This is a genomic window from Candidatus Nitrososphaera gargensis Ga9.2 (assembly GCF_000303155.1).
GTDB classification, from domain to species: Archaea; Thermoproteota; Nitrososphaeria; order Nitrososphaerales; family Nitrososphaeraceae; genus Nitrososphaera; species Nitrososphaera gargensis.
Genome location: NC_018719.1, coordinates 1,357,479 through 1,374,233, shown reverse-complemented (window position 1 = coordinate 1,374,233; position 16,755 = coordinate 1,357,479). Strand labels below are relative to the sequence as shown.

At 49.3% G+C, this 16,755-nt stretch carries 20 protein-coding genes; 12 read left to right on the top strand and 8 right to left on the bottom strand.

The window, feature by feature from the left end; translation table 11 throughout:
* Positions 1-20 precede the first annotated feature (20 nt).
* Positions 21-1,700 (top strand): dihydroxy-acid dehydratase, encoded by a 1,680-nt coding sequence (ilvD, locus tag NGAR_RS08235; RefSeq protein WP_015019234.1) that lies wholly within the window; start codon positions 21-23, stop codon positions 1,698-1,700.
* A gap of 51 nt (positions 1,701-1,751) precedes the next feature.
* Complete coding sequence (trpE, locus tag NGAR_RS08230; protein ID WP_015019233.1) at positions 1,752-3,134, top strand: anthranilate synthase component I; 1,383 nt, start codon at positions 1,752-1,754, stop codon at positions 3,132-3,134.
* Between the two features lie 241 nt (positions 3,135-3,375).
* Here trpE and NGAR_RS08225 read toward each other — a convergent pair whose 3' ends face one another.
* Both NGAR_RS08225 and NGAR_RS08220 read right to left on the bottom strand, forming a co-directional pair.
* Positions 3,376-4,716 (bottom strand): threonine synthase, encoded by a 1,341-nt coding sequence (locus NGAR_RS08225; protein ID WP_015019232.1) that lies wholly within the window; start codon positions 4,714-4,716, stop codon positions 3,376-3,378.
* Between the two features lie 62 nt (positions 4,717-4,778).
* On the bottom strand, positions 4,779-5,042 hold the full coding sequence (locus tag NGAR_RS08220) for a hypothetical protein (RefSeq protein ID WP_015019231.1): 264 nt from the start codon (positions 5,040-5,042) through the stop codon (positions 4,779-4,781).
* Positions 5,043-5,224: 182 nt separating this feature from the next.
* On the opposite strand from NGAR_RS08220, the gene NGAR_RS08215 reads away from it, so the two are divergent.
* Entirely contained in the window at positions 5,225-5,878 is a 654-nt protein-coding gene (locus NGAR_RS08215) for a Snf7 family protein (protein WP_015019230.1), read from the top strand.
* Positions 5,879-5,902: 24 nt separating this feature from the next.
* On the opposite strand, the gene NGAR_RS08210 is transcribed toward NGAR_RS08215, so the two are convergent.
* Genes NGAR_RS08210 through bioB form a run of 3 tightly spaced genes read right to left on the bottom strand, consistent with a single transcriptional unit; the run spans position 5,903 to position 8,420 of the window.
* The gene (locus tag NGAR_RS08210) at positions 5,903-6,232 is read right to left on the bottom strand and encodes a hypothetical protein (protein WP_015019229.1); all 330 of its coding nucleotides are present in this window, start codon (positions 6,230-6,232) and stop codon (positions 5,903-5,905) included.
* Between the two features lie 60 nt (positions 6,233-6,292).
* Complete coding sequence (locus tag NGAR_RS08205; protein WP_015019228.1) at positions 6,293-7,462, bottom strand: aminotransferase class I/II-fold pyridoxal phosphate-dependent enzyme; 1,170 nt, start codon at positions 7,460-7,462, stop codon at positions 6,293-6,295.
* Positions 7,446-8,420, bottom strand: coding sequence for a biotin synthase BioB (gene bioB / locus NGAR_RS08200; RefSeq protein ID WP_015019227.1), 975 nt, complete (start codon positions 8,418-8,420; stop codon positions 7,446-7,448). Before bioB ends, NGAR_RS08205 begins: the two co-directional genes overlap by 17 nt.
* A gap of 427 nt (positions 8,421-8,847) precedes the next feature.
* Here bioB and NGAR_RS08195 point away from each other — a divergent pair, with 427 nt between their 5' ends.
* On the top strand, positions 8,848-9,441 hold the full coding sequence (locus NGAR_RS08195; RefSeq protein WP_187147726.1) for a recombinase family protein: 594 nt from the start codon (positions 8,848-8,850) through the stop codon (positions 9,439-9,441).
* On the opposite strand, the gene bioA is transcribed toward NGAR_RS08195, so the two are convergent.
* Positions 9,433-10,770, bottom strand: coding sequence for an adenosylmethionine--8-amino-7-oxononanoate transaminase (gene bioA, locus NGAR_RS08190; RefSeq protein WP_015019225.1), 1,338 nt, complete (start codon positions 10,768-10,770; stop codon positions 9,433-9,435). The two genes, NGAR_RS08195 and bioA, sit on opposite strands and share 9 nt — an antisense overlap.
* Positions 10,771-10,812: 42 nt before the next feature.
* On the opposite strand from bioA, the gene bioD reads away from it, so the two are divergent.
* A complete protein-coding gene (bioD, locus tag NGAR_RS08185; protein ID WP_015019224.1) occupies positions 10,813-11,514 on the top strand; it encodes a dethiobiotin synthase in 702 nt (233 codons plus the stop codon).
* On the opposite strand, the gene NGAR_RS08180 is transcribed toward bioD, so the two are convergent.
* A complete protein-coding gene (locus NGAR_RS08180) occupies positions 11,500-12,057 on the bottom strand; it encodes a hypothetical protein (RefSeq protein WP_148681185.1) in 558 nt (185 codons plus the stop codon). The genes bioD and NGAR_RS08180 overlap by 15 nt on opposite strands.
* A gap of 42 nt (positions 12,058-12,099) precedes the next feature.
* Between NGAR_RS08180 and NGAR_RS08175 the strand changes: the two genes are divergently transcribed.
* From NGAR_RS08175 to NGAR_RS08150, 7 genes are read left to right on the top strand one after another with little or no spacing between them, the layout of a single operon-like run.
* Positions 12,100-12,528: a hypothetical protein gene (locus NGAR_RS08175; RefSeq protein ID WP_015019222.1), complete on the top strand. Its 429-nt coding sequence runs from the start codon at positions 12,100-12,102 to the stop codon at positions 12,526-12,528.
* On the top strand, positions 12,525-12,665 hold the full coding sequence (locus NGAR_RS17455) for a hypothetical protein (protein WP_187147725.1): 141 nt from the start codon (positions 12,525-12,527) through the stop codon (positions 12,663-12,665). Before NGAR_RS08175 ends, NGAR_RS17455 begins: the two co-directional genes overlap by 4 nt.
* A 38-nt stretch (positions 12,666-12,703) precedes the next feature.
* Entirely contained in the window at positions 12,704-13,387 is a 684-nt protein-coding gene (locus NGAR_RS08170) for a nucleotidyltransferase family protein (protein ID WP_148681184.1), read from the top strand.
* Positions 13,384-14,367 (top strand): LLM class flavin-dependent oxidoreductase, encoded by a 984-nt coding sequence (locus NGAR_RS08165; protein WP_015019220.1) that lies wholly within the window; start codon positions 13,384-13,386, stop codon positions 14,365-14,367. Before NGAR_RS08170 ends, NGAR_RS08165 begins: the two co-directional genes overlap by 4 nt.
* 1 nt (position 14,368) lies before the next feature.
* Entirely contained in the window at positions 14,369-15,472 is a 1,104-nt protein-coding gene (locus tag NGAR_RS08160) for a thiolase family protein (protein ID WP_015019219.1), read from the top strand.
* Positions 15,473-15,476: 4 nt separating this feature from the next.
* The gene (locus NGAR_RS08155; RefSeq protein WP_148681183.1) at positions 15,477-15,815 is read left to right on the top strand and encodes a Zn-ribbon domain-containing OB-fold protein; all 339 of its coding nucleotides are present in this window, start codon (positions 15,477-15,479) and stop codon (positions 15,813-15,815) included.
* Between the two features lie 35 nt (positions 15,816-15,850).
* Positions 15,851-16,210: a hypothetical protein gene (locus tag NGAR_RS08150; RefSeq protein ID WP_015019217.1), complete on the top strand. Its 360-nt coding sequence runs from the start codon at positions 15,851-15,853 to the stop codon at positions 16,208-16,210.
* A gap of 39 nt (positions 16,211-16,249) precedes the next feature.
* Here NGAR_RS08150 and NGAR_RS08145 read toward each other — a convergent pair whose 3' ends face one another.
* A complete protein-coding gene (locus NGAR_RS08145) occupies positions 16,250-16,717 on the bottom strand; it encodes a hypothetical protein (RefSeq protein ID WP_148681182.1) in 468 nt (155 codons plus the stop codon).
* Positions 16,718-16,755 lie beyond the last annotated feature (38 nt).

Here is a 16,755-nt window from a genome sequence, read left to right as displayed (position 1 = left end):
AAAGCGCCCCGATAACTGTAATGGAGCTTCAGAGCAGAAAGGCGATCGAGGGGCCGGCGAGGGCTCCTCACAGGGCCATGTACAAGGCGATGGGCCTGACAAATGAAGATCTGGACAGGCCGCTCATAGGAGTGTCCTCAACTTGCAACGAGGCAACACCTTGCAATATACATCTAGGTCAGCTGGCGCAGAGCGCAAAGCGCGGGGTAAAGGACGCCGGCTGCACTCCAAGAGAATTTACCGCTATTGCAGTTTCTGATGGCATTGCCATGGGGCACGAGGGAATGAAGGCGTCCCTTGTCAGCAGAGAGATAATAGCCGACTCGATCGAAGTCATGGTCAGGGCCCACCAGTATGATGGTGTGGTGGGGATATCTGGCTGCGACAAGAGCCTGCCAGGCACATTGATGGGGATGGGCCGGCTCAACCTGCCGGCGATATTTGTCTACGGTGGGACAATCATGCCGGGAGTATGGAATGGCAAGCAGGTGACGGTGCAGGATGTCTATGAAGCTGTGGGCGCCTATGATGCAGGCAAGATGACGCTGCAAGAGCTGCTGAGCCTTGAAGACGTGGCCTGCCCAGCTGCCGGATCATGCGCAGGAATGTACACAGCAAACACAATGGCTTCAATCAGCGAGGCAATAGGTATGTCGCTGCCGGGAAGTGCCTCTCCTCCTGCGGAAAGCGAAAGGAGACATGAAATCTGCTACAATACTGGCAAGGCCATAATGAACCTGCTTGAAAATAACATCCGCCCACGCGACATCATGACCTTTGAAGCGTTTGAAAACGCGATCATGATGGCAAATGCCATTGGAGGATCCACAAATGCAGTGCTCCACCTCCTTGCGATAGCAAGGGAAGTTGGCGTCAAGCTAACGCTGTCTGATTTTGAAAGGATCCGCAAGCGTACGCCCCATATCGCAGACATGAGGCCTGGTGGCATGTATGTCATGCTCGACCTCGACAAGGTTGGCGGGGTGCCGGTGATACTGAACAGCCTGCTCAAGAAGGGGCTCCTGCATGGCGACATCATGACGGTTACAGGCAAGACAATGAAGGAGAACCTCGAATCCATGACGTTCAACTATGGTCCTGACGCCAAGGTGGTCAGGCACCTTGACAACCCGATCAAGATTGAAGGGACGCTCAAGATATTGAAGGGCACGCTTGCGCCAGACGGTGCCGTAGTGAAACTTGCAGGTGTTCAAAGCAAGAGATTCGTCGGCAGGGCGCGCGTCTTTGATGCAGAAGAAAAGGCGTTTGACGCTATATCAAAGCGCAAGATAGTGGAAGGAGACGTAGTCGTCATCAGGTACGAAGGCCCAAAGGGTGGGCCAGGCATGCGCGAAATGCTGGCAGTGACTGCTGCGCTCGTAGGGCAGGGACTTGGCGAAAAGGTGGCAATGGTCACCGATGGCAGGTTTTCGGGCGCGACAAGGGGCTTTATGATCGGACACGTCGCGCCAGAAGCGATGGTGGGCGGCCCGATAGCACTCGTAAAGGAGGGCGACGAAATAGTGATAGACACATCAAAGAGCAGAATCGACCTGAGGGTATCAAAGGCAGAGCTAAAAAAGAGGATGAAAAAGTGGAAGCCCATCAGGCCTCACTACAAGACGGGCGCTCTTGCGAAATATGCATCACTGGTCCAGTCTGCATCCGAGGGTGCAGTAACACTGCCAGTAAAGGTTTAAATGATATTTACAGGGCACATAGGCCGATAGGCTAGGAGAACATGAGCAAAGGTGGTTACTTTTGGTCAGCTTGCTGGCAGCTCGATCCAGATACACAAACTAGCTACGTCTGAAAACCAGTTTGAACTTTTCAAAAAGATCTACTCGCTTTACGACAAGGTCTTCATCCTAGAGTCGCTCATAGGACCAAAAGAGCTTGCCGAGATGTCAGTCATCGGCTTTGACCCCGAAGTCACAGTGACCTGCGACTCAAAGAAATTCACAGTCAGAGACAGAAAGGGTAAAGTCGTCCAAAGCTCGCCCGTTACAGAACCACTTTCACAACTGCGGGAATTGATGCCAAAGGTAAACGACGAACGCTTTCGGTACATTGGAGGCGCAGTGGGATACATTAACTACGACGCAATACGCTTCTGGGAACACCTGCCAGTCAAGGGTAAAAAGCAAAGCAACTTTCCTTTGCTAGAATTTGGTATATACCAGGATGGGATACTGTACAACCACGAGGAGAACCAGGCCTACTACTTTTTCCTGGACAAGTCGCGCCTGCAAGAAGTAGAGCGCAAAATGGCGAAAGTCAAGAACAAAGCTACGCGCTTTTCATACTCGACGCCTCGCAGGAACATGACGAAACAACGCTTTATAAAAATGGTGAAAAAAGCCAAGCACTATGTCTATGAAGGCGACGTCTTTCAGGTCGTCCTTGCAAAGAGCATGAACTTCACAGTTAAAGGCAACTTGATTGATCTGTACGCGAGCCTGCGCGAGGTGAATCCCTCGCCGTATATGTACCTCCTGAAAATATCTGAGCGATGCATAATCGGCTCCAGCCCAGAGATGCTTATTCGCGTAACAAAAGACTATGTTGAGACATTTCCAATAGCGGGCACGAGGCCTATAGTGGAAGACGAAAAGAAGAATGAAGAGCTGCGCCAAGACCTGCTCAAGGATGAAAAAGAGATCGCCGAGCATACAATGCTCGTAGATTTGGCTAGAAACGATATTGGCAGGGTGTGCGAGTTTGGAACGGTCAGGGTCAACGAGCTCATGACGGTCAAACGGTTCAGCCACGTGCAGCACATTGTGTCGCATGTTGTAGGCAGACTGCAGAAAAGTTATGACTCGTACGACGCTCTGAAGGCGGTTTTTCCTGCCGGCACCGTGTCCGGAGCCCCGAAGGTTCGTGCTATGGAGATAATAGACGAGCTCGAGCCCACGCTTAGAGGTCCGTATGCAGGCGCCCTTGGTTACTTTTCCTTCAACGGCTCCTGCGACTTTGCGATCACAATAAGATCCCTTTTTGTCAACGGCAGAAATGGCTACATTGAGTCAGGCGCAGGCATCGTCATGGACTCGGACCCAGAGCGAGAATGGGCTGAAACAGAGCACAAGGCAAACGCTATGCTGTCAGCGCTGAAGAAGGCGTCAAAGTAGACATTTTCCGCTCAATCCTGCAGGCCATTCTAACCCTTTTAGCCCTGTTTTTATGCTCGTTCAAGCACCAAAAGGGATGGTTCTTAGTAGCCGGCCTAAAAAATGCCGCCAAAAACTATAATTGATGTAGCACTCTGATATCTGTCATTACAATAGTGCAATTACAGTTATATTACATATTAATACGCTATAGTATAGACTATATCATAACATATGCAGAACCATTGCAATAATTAAAAATCTAGTGGCTTGTTGGCGGCTTTGCAAACATGTTATTTGGATTGGTATGATATTCTACTGCAAGCCCCGGATCCTTCTGTCTTCCAGTAAGTATGCCAACCACCACATCATCGCGTTTTATCAAGCCCTCTCTGCGTAGCTTTCTCACGCCGGCTGGCACAGCTCCAGACGCCATTTCACAGTCAAAGCCGTTGAGCCCGACTATCGACATACCGTCGCTCATTTCCTTGTCGCTTACTTGCACAACGATGCCATTTGTAAAATCGAGCGCGCGCAGTGCTTTTACAATGTTGGCAGGTTTTCCTATCTGGATAGCCGTTGCATGGGTCTTTGGCCTGATGCCTTTCTTGTCCAAATGCTCGTAGTAGCGATCAACCATTGCAAGATCCGGCCTACCGTCGTTCCAGGTCAGCCGCTTGCCTTCGAACAAGCCATTATAGAGTTCGTAGAATGTGTTTGCGCCTTCTGCGTTCACTATTGCCATGCGCGGGATTTTTTTGATCCAACCCCATTCGTACAGTTCAATCAGGCACTTGCCGCAGCTTGAAGTGTTGCCAAGCGCCCCTCCGGGATATACGATCCAATCAGGCGGGTTCCAGTTGAGGTGTTCTAGGACCCGATAGACAATAGTCTTTTGTCCTTCAAGGCGGAATGGGTTTACGGAATTAACAGTATATCCGCCGGTTTCTTTGGCATTTTTGAGCGACGCCGCAAGAGCGTCGTCAAAGTTGCCCTGAACCTGTATCACTTGCGCGCCAAACTGGAACGCCTGTCCAAGCTTGCCGGGCGCAATTTCGCCCTTTGGAATATAGACATCGCACTCCATGTTTTCGTTGGCAGCATACATTGCAGCAGAGGCCGAAGTATTGCCGGTGGAAGCGCAGATTATCCTTTTTACTCCAAGCATCTTTGCATGGGTCACCGCGGTCGACATGCCATTGTCCTTGAACGAGCCGGATGGGTTGTAGCCTTCGGGCTGGAGCAGGAACGAATCATGGTTCATTTCTGCATAGTCAGCCGCTTTGCTCATGTTGTAGGGCTTTGAGAGGCGGCCTTCAGAGCCGTCAAGGGAGACCAAAACACGTGCGCATTCTTCAAAGTTTTCAGTGTCAATGCCGGCAAAATTGATAAGGTCGCGGAAGCGCCATACACCGCTTTCGTTGTAAATGTTGCCCCCGTGGTTGCGTCGCTGGTAGAACGTTTCGACAAGATCGCGGCTTGGCTTTTTGTTGTATTTTATATCAAGGAGCGAGCCGCAGGAGCACCGGTAGATGTCGTTGTTAATTTCATAAGTAAGACCGCACGCTGGATTGATACACTTTTTGATTGCGTAGGCGTCCATATATGAGAAGGGACGCTTGCGATTGTTATTTAGATGTTTTCTAGATGCTATAAAATGTGCTACTACTTCTTGGCAGCCTTTTCGTACATCTTTAGCAGCTGCTGTATGACTCCATCCATATCGTCTTCCCTTACTTCTGGAGAAACAGCGTGCTTGAGCAGGTTGCTCACCGTGCTAGAGATCTCAGAGCTCACTTCGTCAAAACTGTCCATGTCGCTGTAACTCTGCTGATAAAGCCTCCGCAATCGCATTGCATACATCTGCGTCTGCTCGTTTATAGTGACATTGTAGCTGCGATTGTTGACTTTGATCTTTTCCTTTATCATCTCTACAGACTAACCCCGGGATGTGGTCTTTAAAAAACTTGTCTAAAGGATAAGGTTTGTGGTACATATGAGATTGTTCTAGAAGATGTGTAACCGCGGACTGGTGTTACCGCAGTTACTGTTGGTCGCAGTACATCGCGACTTTTAGTTCTTTGATGATACCATGATGGCTAGGTAATAGTATGCCGTTTGATAGCAAGTGGGTAAAGCCACAAGGGGAAAGTGTTGGTCACAGGCTGCTCGAGGGCATCAAGCCACAAGCGCCGTTGAAGCCAAGAATAGAAGAAGCACAGAAAAAGCTGCAAATGCAAATCGCAAAACTGGATTCAATATCGGCAAGGATGCAAGAAAAAGATCATGTGATCTTCAAGCGCGTAGTGCTTGCGATGCAAAGCCACGACGCTTCGCACGCAAGGGTGCTATCAGGAGAGCTGGCACAGATCCGGAAAATGAACAAAATGGTGACTTCTGCAAAACTGGCGCTGGAACAGATACAGCTAAGGCTGAACACGATAACAGAGCTTGGAGACGTGGTAGTAACGCTGAGCCCGGCAATGTCTGTAATAAAGGGATTGCAGGGTGGATTGGCAGGAATGATGCCGGAAGCAGATCAGTCATTTGGACAGATATCAGAACTGCTTGGAAACATCATAACTGACTCTGGGCAGATACCGAACAACGAAATCGGAACGGTCACCGGGTTCAACGAAGATACCGCACGGATAATGGAAGAAGCAAGCGCCGTAGTAGAAATGAACATGAAGAACAAGTTCCCGGACTTGCCATCATCAACAACGTCAAGCATGACCAAGAACTTGGAAGCAACAGGCTACTAGTAGCCTGCCCGCTCCTTTTCCTCTTTATTTTTGACCTGCTATTTTCTGAACCTGTTTTTTTATCCTTGATATTGTAGGATAGCTGTATCCTTTCTCCCTGTACGTCTTGATCATGGCTTTCCAGTTATTGAGGCGCCACTTTGCCTGATCCTGGCTTAAAAGGTGCGTCTCTCTTTTCACCATGCTCTTGCGACCCGGCATCAGGTAGCCGCCACTTGCTGCCGCATGCCGGTTGTATGCAAAGCGCAGGCCAAAAAGCAGATCTGAAGGTGAAAGCGAGTTAAGATACATCGCAAATTCCCTGCTCTGCTCGTCTGAAAGCTTTAGCTTGAACATGAACTCCTTTGTAGGCACAGAAATAATGCAAAATGGATGTTAATTAACTTTGTTTCAGAACTCGAGTTTAGAAACATCCTAGATGATGCCTGTTTTTCTACCTGCTTTTCCAAATACATCGATAGCGGCGTCCAAGTGCTTTTGCGTATGCATTGCAGTGAGCGAAACCCTGAGCCGTGCAGAGCCTTTTCTGACTGTCGGGTATCGTACCGCCTGGGCGAAAACGCCTTGCCTTAGCAATTCTTTTGAAAATTCTACTGCCAATCTCTCCGGACCAATCATGATAGGGATTATCTGACTAGACGAGTTGCCAATAACAAATCCAAGCTTTTTCATCGCATCTATGAAGTAAGCGATGTTCTTGTAGAGTTTTTTCTGCAAATCACCCACTTTGGCCAGTGGGATTGCCGCAATGGCGGCAGAGCACAGGTGGCTGGGCAGCGCCGAGGTATAGATGAACTGCCTCGATGTGTTGATCAAGAGCTCTCTCAAGTGCTCAGTGGTGGCTACATAGCCTCCAAAGCAGCCAAGGCCCTTGCTCATACTGCTGATGTGAATGTCTACATCTGTTCTGAATTTGGCCGGAATGCCTGAAAATTTTGGGCCAAAGACAAAGTCGCCATGAGCATCATCGACTATTGTTATCGCGTCATTTTCTTTTGCTATTGAGCATATCTCTGGCAGCCTTGCCATGTCACCATCCATGCTAAAAACTCCTTCGGTTATCACGATCTTGCTGCCACCTTTTGTTTGGCGCACTAGTTCGTCCAGATGGCCGGCATCATTGTGCCGAAAGACCTTGACGGTTGCGCCGCTCAGCCTGCATGCGTCTATTATGCTTGCATGGTTCAGCTCGTCGCTGAATATCGTCGAACTCTTGCCTGCAATGGCCGTGATTGCGCCCAAGTTGGCGCTGTAACCTGTTGGATATACCAGCGCAGATTCTGTCTTACGGTGGTCCGCAAGCAGGCCCTCCAGCTCCATGATTGTCGGATGATTGCCGGCGATCAGCCGGGAGCTGCACTGTGAAACCTCCTGCAGCGCTTTGATAGTCTTCTTGATGACCTGTTTATTCTGCGATAGCCCGAGGTAGTCGTTTGAGCAGAGGTGTATGACCTCTTTGCCATCGACTACTGCAGCAGGGCCTTCGACTTCAACTGTTCTCAGGCGGCGGTAGAGGTCATTCCTTTCAAGAAAATCAAGTCGTTCTTTGACGAAGGCTGCTGTCTTCTTATGCTTTGAGGCCAATCTCTTTTATCATCGCAATGTCCTTGTTTGGCGCGTTTCCTCCTGTCGTGAGGTATCCACCGGTGATTATGCCGTTTGCGCCTGCCTTGAGTGCAAGCCTGTCCTTGTCTTTGAGGTGCACCTCACGTCCACCAGCGATCTTGAGGATCGTTTTTGGCATGATAAAGCGCCATACTGCAATGGTCTTGATTGCCTCAAGCGGGTCGATCGGCTCAAATCCTGCCATCGGGGTTCCTTCTCTGCCAATGAGAATGTTTATCGGAACTTCGTCTGGGCGCAGGGATGCAAGCGAGAATGCAAGATCCAACCTCTCCTTTTTGCTCTCACCCATTCCTATAATGCCGCCGGAGCACAACTCAAGGCCGGCCTCCTTGACAATTTTTGCGGTATTGACCCTGTCAGCAAAGTCGTGTGTCTTGCATATCTTGGAAAAGTAGCTCTCGGCAGCTTCCAGGTTATGGTTATAGCGCTTTACTCCAAGCTCTCTTAGCCTGCGCGCCCTTGCAGGCGTCATAAATCCAAGAGAAACGTTAACCTCGATGTCTACCTTGGACCGGATCTCTGCGATGGTTTCGCAGATCTGCTGAAAGTCCTTTTCTGGCGGCTCCCTGTAAGCGCATACAAGGCAGAAACTTGTGGCCCCTGCCTCCTTGGCCTTCCTTGCATTTTCAACCAGCACTTCCTTTGGCAATAGCGGATATTTTGTAATGCCAGTGTCATAGAACGACGACTGCGCGCAGAACGAGCAGTCCTCCGGGCACCTGCCGGATTTTGCGTTTATCAGGGCTTCGACATCCACCGTATCTCCATTAAACGTCCGGGTTATGGTGTTGGCGCAGCCGGCAAGCGTCATGACATCATCAGTTGCAAGTAGCCGCTCGGCTTCTTCAAATGTAATGGAACCGCCGGCAAGGACTTTATTCGTGCAACTGCGGATAAATGCTGAATCGGCCATCATCAGGTCAGTCGAGTTGTAAACTGGTAATTAAAACTTTGGTTCACAACTGCTGTTTGGGCATGATATTTCAAAATTCGAGTTTAGAAATATATGCTGGAAATCGTGCGTAAAAACCATCTATCAATAACTGGCCAAAAAACAGCGTCCGGAGCCAATGTTTTGCGTGCAAAAACGCCAAAATGTTGCTAGATCGTTTTTGACTGTCGACAGCGGACAGAAATGGCGAAAACCGTCATTTTGTCGATCACTGCCAAGCCGTTCAAAAAAGGACCCGTTTCTGGATTGGTCAAAAACATGCCCTGTTTTTTTACTTTTGATTTTGCTTGGTTGCTCATTCGGTGGTCATTTACTGTCATCACCCTTTTTGAACGGTTTATCGCACTTTGTTGACAATGTCCCTGTTAAGCTGTTTTATCTAGCAGGATCTATGAAATACGCCTTTGCATACCTCCGGGTAAGCACCGAAGAGCAGACTGTGCAGAACCAAAAGTTGGCTCTTGAAAAATGGGCGCAGGAAAACAATTACCAGATACTTGACTTTTTTGAAGATTCCGCTGTCAGTGGCAAGGTCCCTGCTACGCAGCGGCGCGGATTTCAGGAAATGCTCGAGCTTATCAAAACGGCAGGAGTCGATGCAATCTTGGTGTACGAGCTGTCACGCGTAGGCAGAACCTTCTGGGATACCCTCGATGCCATAAAAGCGATAGAGCAGTACGCTCCTTTAATCTCGTGTTCTCCGAGGGAATCTTTTCTGCAAACGACGGAACCGAGCGTCAGAAAACTCATGATCGGCATCCTTACCTGGGTTGCCGAGAGAGAGCGCGAGATGTTGGTGCAGAGGACAAAAGACGGCATGGAGAGGGCTAGAGCTGCGGGCAAAGGAATTGGCAGACCTCAAAAAGTGATAGACAAGAACCAGTTAATCACACTGCTGGCAGAGAACCACTCAAAGGCAAAAATAGCCAAGAACTTGGGCGTCTCAAAGGCTACGCTGTACAAAGAGCTGAGGCAGCTAAGATAGCTTCTCCACTTTTCTCAATACCTCTAGCTGCACATCAAGCAGCTTCTCAAGATCTTTTCTCCCGATCGCAAGCGGAGGGATCACCATCATGATGTTGCCCAGCGGCCGCAGATGCACGCCCATCTTCAACGACTCTTGCATGATAAAGTAGTTTATCCTCTCTTTATTTTTCAGCGTGACAATTGGCTTGTTGTTCCTTGCCAGTTCGATACCTGCCAGCAGTCCCTTGTGCCGGATGTCTGCCACTATCGGCGATCTTACAAATTCGCGCAGCCTTGACGCTATGTATTTGCCATTTTCATTGATTTGTTGCATTAGATTCTGTTTTTCGTAAAGTTCGATATTTGCCAATGCGGCTGCGCAGCCGACAGGATGGCCCGTAAAAGTGTGTCCATGATAGAAATGCTTGTTTTCAGAATACTTGCCAAGGAACGCGTCAAAGATGCGATCAGTGGTAAGCGTAACTGCAAGTGGGAAATACCCTGCAGTCAGAGCTTTTCCAAAGCAGACTATGTCTGGCTTTGATCTCTGGGCAAGGTATTCGATCATGCTACCGAGCCGGCCAAACCCTGTTGCAATTTCGTCCAGCACCAGCAATACGTCATAGTCTCTGCACAGTCTGGCAACCTTTCTCTGGTAGCCGTCAGGGTAAATGATCGCACCTCCAGCGATCTGGGCACCGCTTTCCATAACTAGCGCGGCTGTCCTGTCACCACGCTTTTTGAGAAGCTTTTCCGTTTTCTCAAGGCACCAATCTACCAGATCTTTTTCATTCTCAAACCGGCTTCCGTAGAGGAGAGGACTTGGGGCTCTGTGCACTCTGGTCAGCAATGGCTTGTAAGCGCCAAAAAATTTCTCGATGTAGCCCACAGACATGGTGCCAATCGTGTCGCCATGATATCCATGCTCTAGCGAGATGAATCCCTTCTTTGCGTTCCTGCCCTTGTTGCGCCAGTACTGGAGTGCCATCTTCATGGCGGCTTCAATTGCGGTGGATCCATTGTCTGTATAGAATACCCTGTCCATGCCCTTTGCACGTACCACAAGCTCCTCGGCAAGTTGTGCCGACGGGCCGTTGGCAAGCCCGAACAACGTTGAATGCTGCAGGTTTTTTAGCTGTTCTGTCATTGCCTCGACTACTTTATTCTGGCCGTGGCCCCAGACATTGCACCACATGCTGGCAATGCCGTCAAGATACCTCGTGCCCTCGCTATCGACGAGGTAAAACCCCTCGCCCTTTACTATTACCCTGTTGTTCCACTTTTTCCAGTCGCTCATCTGAGTATACGGGTGCCAGACGAACTTTTTGTCTGCATCTCTCAGGTTCATCAGTTAAATATAGGTGCCAGCCATGGCTCTAATAATATTTCCATGCGCGGCATATTCGTAACAGGCACAGGGACAGGAGTTGGCAAGACTGCAGTATCTGCAGGGCTTGTGTGGGCCCTGAGAAGGCATAAAGTCAATGTAGGCGTCATGAAGCCATTCGCCACGGCAAACAGGACATTTTCAAAAAAATACAGGTCTCAAGACACAGCAATTCTTGCCGAGGCCGCCGGTGTGGACGATCCTGACAGTGAGCTGAATCCTTTCTTTTACTCGGTAGCGGCCTCTCCTCTTCTTGCCTGGCAGCTAAGACGCGAGCCTCCTACCAGTATAGAAAACGCATTGCAGGTTTTGCAGAATCTTGCAAAGAAGCACGATTTCATGGTAGTCGAAGGCATCGGCGGGATAATGGTGCCGCTGACAGAAAACGAGTCTGTCGCAGATTTTGCAAAGAGGGCGGGGCTGCCGGCCATAATCGTCACAACGCCGGTGATAGGAACGCTCAACCATACTCTGCTTACGGTGATGGCCTGCAAGGAATTTGGCATCAACATCAGGGGTATCATTGTTAACAAAATGCCAAAAAAGCCAAGCATTGCAGAGCAAAAAGCGCCAGAAATGATAGAAAGGCTAACAGGCATCAGGGTTCTTGGGACCTTGCCCTTCTCAAAAAGTGCGAATCACACCATTATCGGAAAAATCCTTGAAAAAATAATAGATCTCGATAGCCTGCTACTGTCCGTGTAGCAGTTTCAGCCCGCGAGCTCCCTTTTCAGATAGGAACACACTGATGTCAGAAATTATCTGTGAATATGGAAGACCACCTGAGCCGAGGTGGTAGTTTCTATACCTGGTATGCAGCAGCTGCTTTGCAGATATGAGCCAGATGTTTTCGTGACGCTGTTGCACGGATTCGGCCTGCTTTACCTTTGCAGTAGGGTCGCTTCCCCTTACCACCTGTATTACAAGCGACTTGTCCGGGCTCTTGTCTAGCATCCTTGTAGAGGGAATGACGATGTCAAGGTCTACTCCGTGCACGTTGATCTTTCTCTCAGACGGTAAAAGGGATGCAGTAAGCATGAAATGAAGTAGCGCCTCACACAGTGTCGCAAGCGTTTCATCATTTGTTTCAGGGCCCAGCCTGCTTTGGCATTTGCCGAGAATTTCTACACAGTATTTTTCGCAGACATCCATATTAGAAGCAATATCCATCCGAATCTTTTCCTTACCTATTTCGTTTATGGCGGAATACAGCAAGTCCTTGACGTCTGCAGGCACAGAGTACTGCAAGCAGCATACGTTTATTAAATCTGATTATGAATTATTACTCATATGGCCAAGGGAATCGCAACAGGTCTTCTTGTCGCCTCGCTAATACTTTTGATAATCTATGGCGCAGACGCCGCAGTTGCGGCATCGTCCCCAGACAGAATGGGATTTGTGCCGCTTGACGAGGCCGCAAGGGGAGCAGGGCTTGGAGGAGGCGCAGTAGTGATGTCGATAATTGGCTTTGTAATCGCGCGCAAAGAGCATGCACCAATCGTTTCAACCCTTTTGTTCGTGAACGGCGGCCTGATCATCGCAGGGATGCTTGCCCTGATTGCACAGGGCGCGCTTGCATCTGAAGACTCATCAGGCGCAATGCGCACAATAGGCTCAACGATGGCAATGGGTGCTATCTTGATAGGCTTAGGCGCATGGAAAGTAGCAATCGATAAGAGAACAATTGCTGCAAAAGGCAAAGAGCAGGCTCAAAAATGAAATGCAGCCTGTGTGGCATCGACACTGGCAAGGCCTACCAATGCGACCACACCGAGGGCAAGGATATGTGCAAGGAATGCTACCAAGAGATCCATTGGCTCCTCACAAGCAGCGAACAGAAGAAAACGCTGTCATGATAACGTTTTATACGAACCGGACGACTCTTGGTTATATCATGAAAGCAGTCATTCTTGCAGGTGGTTTTGGCAAGCGATTAAAGCCACTAACGGACCAGAGGCCCAAGCCCATGATAGAGGTCCTCAATGTCCCAATTATTGAATGGCAGGTAAGATGGCTTCGGAAGTTTGGCATCAAGGATTGCGTCCTGTGCGTTGGATACATGAGAGGGCAGATATTCGATCACATTGGCGATGGAAGCAAGTTCGGAGCCAAGATAAAATATTCAGTTGAAGAGGAGCCTCTTGGAACTGGCGGCGCGCTGAAAAATGCCCAAGACCTTCTTAGTGACCAAGAGTCATTTTTAATGTTAAATGGCGATGTCCTTACAGAGCTTGACCCGAACAGGTTGAATCTTGCCGGCTCGCACACTATCGCGCTTGTGCCGCTTCGCAGCCCGTTTGGCGTGGTAGAGCTTGACAGTGATTCCAAAGTGCTCGGCTTTGTTGAGAAGCCGGAAATACTCGATAGGTGGATCAACGCAGGTGTGTACCACTTTACGCGGGAAGTGTTCAGGTACCTGCCGGAGAACGGCAACATAGAGGTGACCGCCCTGCCTGCGCTGGCAAAGGAGGGAAAGCTTAAGGCAGTGAAATACCAGAACGTTTTTTGGCGCTCGATCGATTCGCACAAGGACATTGAAGAAGCAGCCAAAGAAATGCAGGCCGTAAGGATGTCATGACCACCACAATCATAGGCTATAGCCTTGGTCCACTGCTGTCGATGCAGGAAGTTCTTGCATGCGCCAAGATGGCCGATTCGCATCAGAGCGTCGATTCTATATGGGTTCCGGAATCCTGGGGACGCGAGTCCTTTGTTACTCTTGGCGCGATATCCCAAGTGACAAAGAGGGTCAAGCTTGGCACTTCAATCATTAGCATTTACGCAAGGACTCCTGCGACGGTGGCAATGGCGGCAACTACGCTTGACATGCTCTCAGGCAACAGGACAATCATCGGCCTAGGCGCAAGCACGGCTGCCATCGTAGAGAACTGGCACGGGCTGAAATTTGAAAGGCCGGTCAGCAGGATGAGAGAATACATAGAGTGCCTGAAGCTGATGGCAAGCGGGGAAAAAGTAAACTATAGTGGCAAATTTTTCAAGGTGAACAATTTCAAGATTCTATACCAGCCGCAAAGAAAACAGATCCCCGTCTTTATGGCAGCTATCAACAAGAGAATGGTCAAGCTTGCGTCCGAACTGGCAGACGGCGTACTGTTGTATTTGCGGCCGCTTGATGAGCTGAAAAAAACTGTGGCAGACATTAAGCAGAATACAAAGGGAAAAAAGAGTTTTGAGGTCGCCTCGTCATTTATCTGTGCGCTATCGAACAAGGAGCCTGAAAAGGCCCGCGAGCGCGCCGCAAAGACTCTTGCGTTCTATGTTGCAGTCGGTAAATACTATAACAAGTTCCTATCAGAAAATGGGTTCAGGGATGAAGTTGAGAGCATTACCGCAGAATATGGCAGAGGCGGCGCAGATGCTGCTTCAAAATTTGTTTCTGACAGGATGCTTGATTCTCTTACAATCTGCGGCAGCGGAGAGGAATGCAGGAAATCGCTTACAAAGTTTGTGTCTGCAGGAGTTACGCTTCCGATAATCCAGCTGAACCCTGTGGGCGATTCAGAAAGTTCATTTAGGGAGATGTTGTCAACCTTTTGAAGTGCGCAGGGTAGCTATCTCTTCGTGGGCAACCTCAAAGTTTGCCAAGGATTCCAAGATGCCGCTGCTAGAGCTGGCATGCGAGCCCTGCGCAGACATCCTGAAGAGGAATGACATCTCTGGAAAAGAGATCGACGCAGTTCTGTTTTCAAGTTGCGCGACCGATCAGTACAGCTCGACAATAATATCTGAAATGCTCGGCATGCACCCAAGGATTTCTCACAGGATAGACAACCTGTGCAACTCTGGCACCAATGCAGTTGCTTCTGCATTTGCAATGATTGCGTCCGGGCTGTGCGATAGTGCGCTAGTAGTTGGCGCAGAAAAGGCAGACAGCCCGGGCAACAAGTTGCTGTGGGATATTACGCGCGGATCGTTCATGTTTCCAGCGCACTGGGCCGCGATATTTGCAAAGGCTCACATGAGAAAGTACGGGACAACTGAAGAGCAGATGGCCAGGGTCTCTGTCAAAAATCACAAAAATGCTGCAAAAAACCCGCAGGCGCTCTTCAGAAAGGAAGTTACCCTGAATGAAGTAATAAATTCAAAAAAGATTGCTGACCCGATCAAGCTACTTGATTGCTCTGCTCCGTGCGATGGCGCGTCTGCAGTGCTCTTGGTTTCAGAGGAAAAGGCAAAGAAGCTGGACAACCCCGTATGGATAAAGGGCATAGGACAGCAGACAAACTCGGCCAGCTTTGCCAATGCTACTACTACTGGCGACCTCACAACAATCGGGGCGGCCAAGCGCGCAGCGCGTCAAGCCTTTGAAATGTCCCAGGCAAAGCCTTCGCAGATAGATGTTGCAGAGTTGCATGATGCATTCACGATCCTCGAAATACTGGCGTACGAAGATCTCGGGTTTGCAAAGAAAGGAGAAGGCGGCAGGTTTGTAGACCAGAATCAAATAGCGATAAACCCAAGGGGCGGGATCATTGGATGCGGCCATCCGGTCGGGACAACAGGCGTGGCGCAGGTGGCAGAAATCGCGTCTCAGCTTGCCGGAAAAGCAGGAAAAAGACAGGTAAAGGGATGTAAGACAGGCCTAGTCCACAACTTGGCGGCTGCCGGCTCTTCAGCAACTGTAATCATTATGGGTGCTTGATCGGTTGCAGGAATTCCTCGACCACTTGAAGAAAGGCAAATTCATGGTTCCTACGTGCATATCCTGCGGTAGCAAGGTATGGCCGCCATCACATCGCTGCCCATACTGCCTGTCAAAGACGTCATTAAAGAAAATAGAAACAACTGGAATTCTCTTGGAATTTTCAAGCTCGCACATCAAGGGCAAAGAAGGAGTTTTTGGCTTGATCGAGATGTCTGGTATCAAGCTTATCGGATCTTTTGGGACCCCACAGCTGAAAGAAGGAATGAAGGTAAAAATGACTAGATGTGGAGTCAGGCCCGACGGCACCGCGTTTTACTCTTTTGCGCCGGCGAAGGCTTGACATTAATATACTTCGGGGCCGGAGTAAAATCACATATGAGCTACGACCGGTTCATTGACGAGAGACTCCTTACAAGCAGGGACGCGCTCAACAGGCTCCAGATCAAGATAAAGTTGCTCGAAATCGACGAAAACGCACGCGATTTTTCCCAGCGCTTTGGCCAGAGAATACTTGTCAAGAAGGTGCTCCTGACCATCAAGCACACAGAAACCGAGGAGGTTGAGGAAAAGGAGCTTGATGTGGAAGAAATCGAAAGGAGGATAAAGAAAGAACGGTTGTTCAGCTCGTCAAACCGGTGGCTTGCATCAACAGACATCAAGAACGGGTATGTGGTTGCCAGCCATCATTTGGACCTGCTTGCCGACGCGATTGCGCTTGACATCATTGTGATCTAATAATGATATTTCAAAACTCGAGTTCTGAAATATATATCATCAGGTGACGGGCCTTTTTATCCACACCCGTATTGTTTCAAACCAGAATGCGACGGTTCCTGCAAGAGCAAACCCGATCGCATAGATGTCAAGATTTTCAAGGTTCAACACAACATATGCAATAAGCACTGTAGTGAAGAACGCCGCGAAGAATGACAGGCGTGGCACCGTCAGGCCGCCAATGTTGACGAAAGCTTGGAGCACGCCCACTTGTACTTTTTGCACTACGTAGTAGCGTCCATATTCGTCCTGGCTGATAAGAGTCATCTCTACAAGCTTGTCGATGTGGTAGTTTGCCACGCTTGGGCTTGAAAACCCAAGGTCGCGCTGCACCTCTCTGACGCCCACAGGCTCTTTCTTCTTTATCATGTACATGTATACCTGCAGGGTTTTTCCCTTAAGCTGGTCTTCAATTGGCAGCTTTTTGCTGCTGTCGTCTGGAGGAGGCGTTTCGATGTCTTTGGTCAAGGCGGCCGAGTCACCAATATATGATTTTACTATAAAAC

What these genes read in the sequence shown, in the direction of transcription:
- ilvD (WP_015019234.1), top strand. Translation starts at nt 21, where the DNA reads ATGGAGCTTCAGAGCAGAAAGGCGATCGAGGGGCCGGCGAGGGCTCCT.
- NGAR_RS08225 (WP_015019232.1), bottom strand. Translation starts at nt 4,716, where the DNA reads ATGGACGCCTACGCAATCAAAAAGTGTATCAATCCAGCGTGCGGTCTT.
- NGAR_RS08220 (WP_015019231.1), bottom strand. Translation starts at nt 5,042, where the DNA reads ATGATAAAGGAAAAGATCAAAGTCAACAATCGCAGCTACAATGTCACT.
- NGAR_RS08215 (WP_015019230.1), top strand. Translation starts at nt 5,225, where the DNA reads ATGCCGTTTGATAGCAAGTGGGTAAAGCCACAAGGGGAAAGTGTTGGT.
- bioB (WP_015019227.1), bottom strand. Translation starts at nt 8,420, where the DNA reads ATGATGGCCGATTCAGCATTTATCCGCAGTTGCACGAATAAAGTCCTT.
- NGAR_RS08195 (WP_187147726.1), top strand. Translation starts at nt 8,848, where the DNA reads ATGAAATACGCCTTTGCATACCTCCGGGTAAGCACCGAAGAGCAGACT.
- bioA (WP_015019225.1), bottom strand. Translation starts at nt 10,770, where the DNA reads ATGAACCTGAGAGATGCAGACAAAAAGTTCGTCTGGCACCCGTATACT.
- bioD (WP_015019224.1), top strand. Translation starts at nt 10,813, where the DNA reads ATGCGCGGCATATTCGTAACAGGCACAGGGACAGGAGTTGGCAAGACT.
- NGAR_RS08175 (WP_015019222.1), top strand. Translation starts at nt 12,100, where the DNA reads ATGGCCAAGGGAATCGCAACAGGTCTTCTTGTCGCCTCGCTAATACTT.
- NGAR_RS17455 (WP_187147725.1), top strand. Translation starts at nt 12,525, where the DNA reads ATGAAATGCAGCCTGTGTGGCATCGACACTGGCAAGGCCTACCAATGC.
- NGAR_RS08170 (WP_148681184.1), top strand. Translation starts at nt 12,704, where the DNA reads ATGAAAGCAGTCATTCTTGCAGGTGGTTTTGGCAAGCGATTAAAGCCA.
- NGAR_RS08165 (WP_015019220.1), top strand. Translation starts at nt 13,384, where the DNA reads ATGACCACCACAATCATAGGCTATAGCCTTGGTCCACTGCTGTCGATG.
- NGAR_RS08150 (WP_015019217.1), top strand. Translation starts at nt 15,851, where the DNA reads ATGAGCTACGACCGGTTCATTGACGAGAGACTCCTTACAAGCAGGGAC.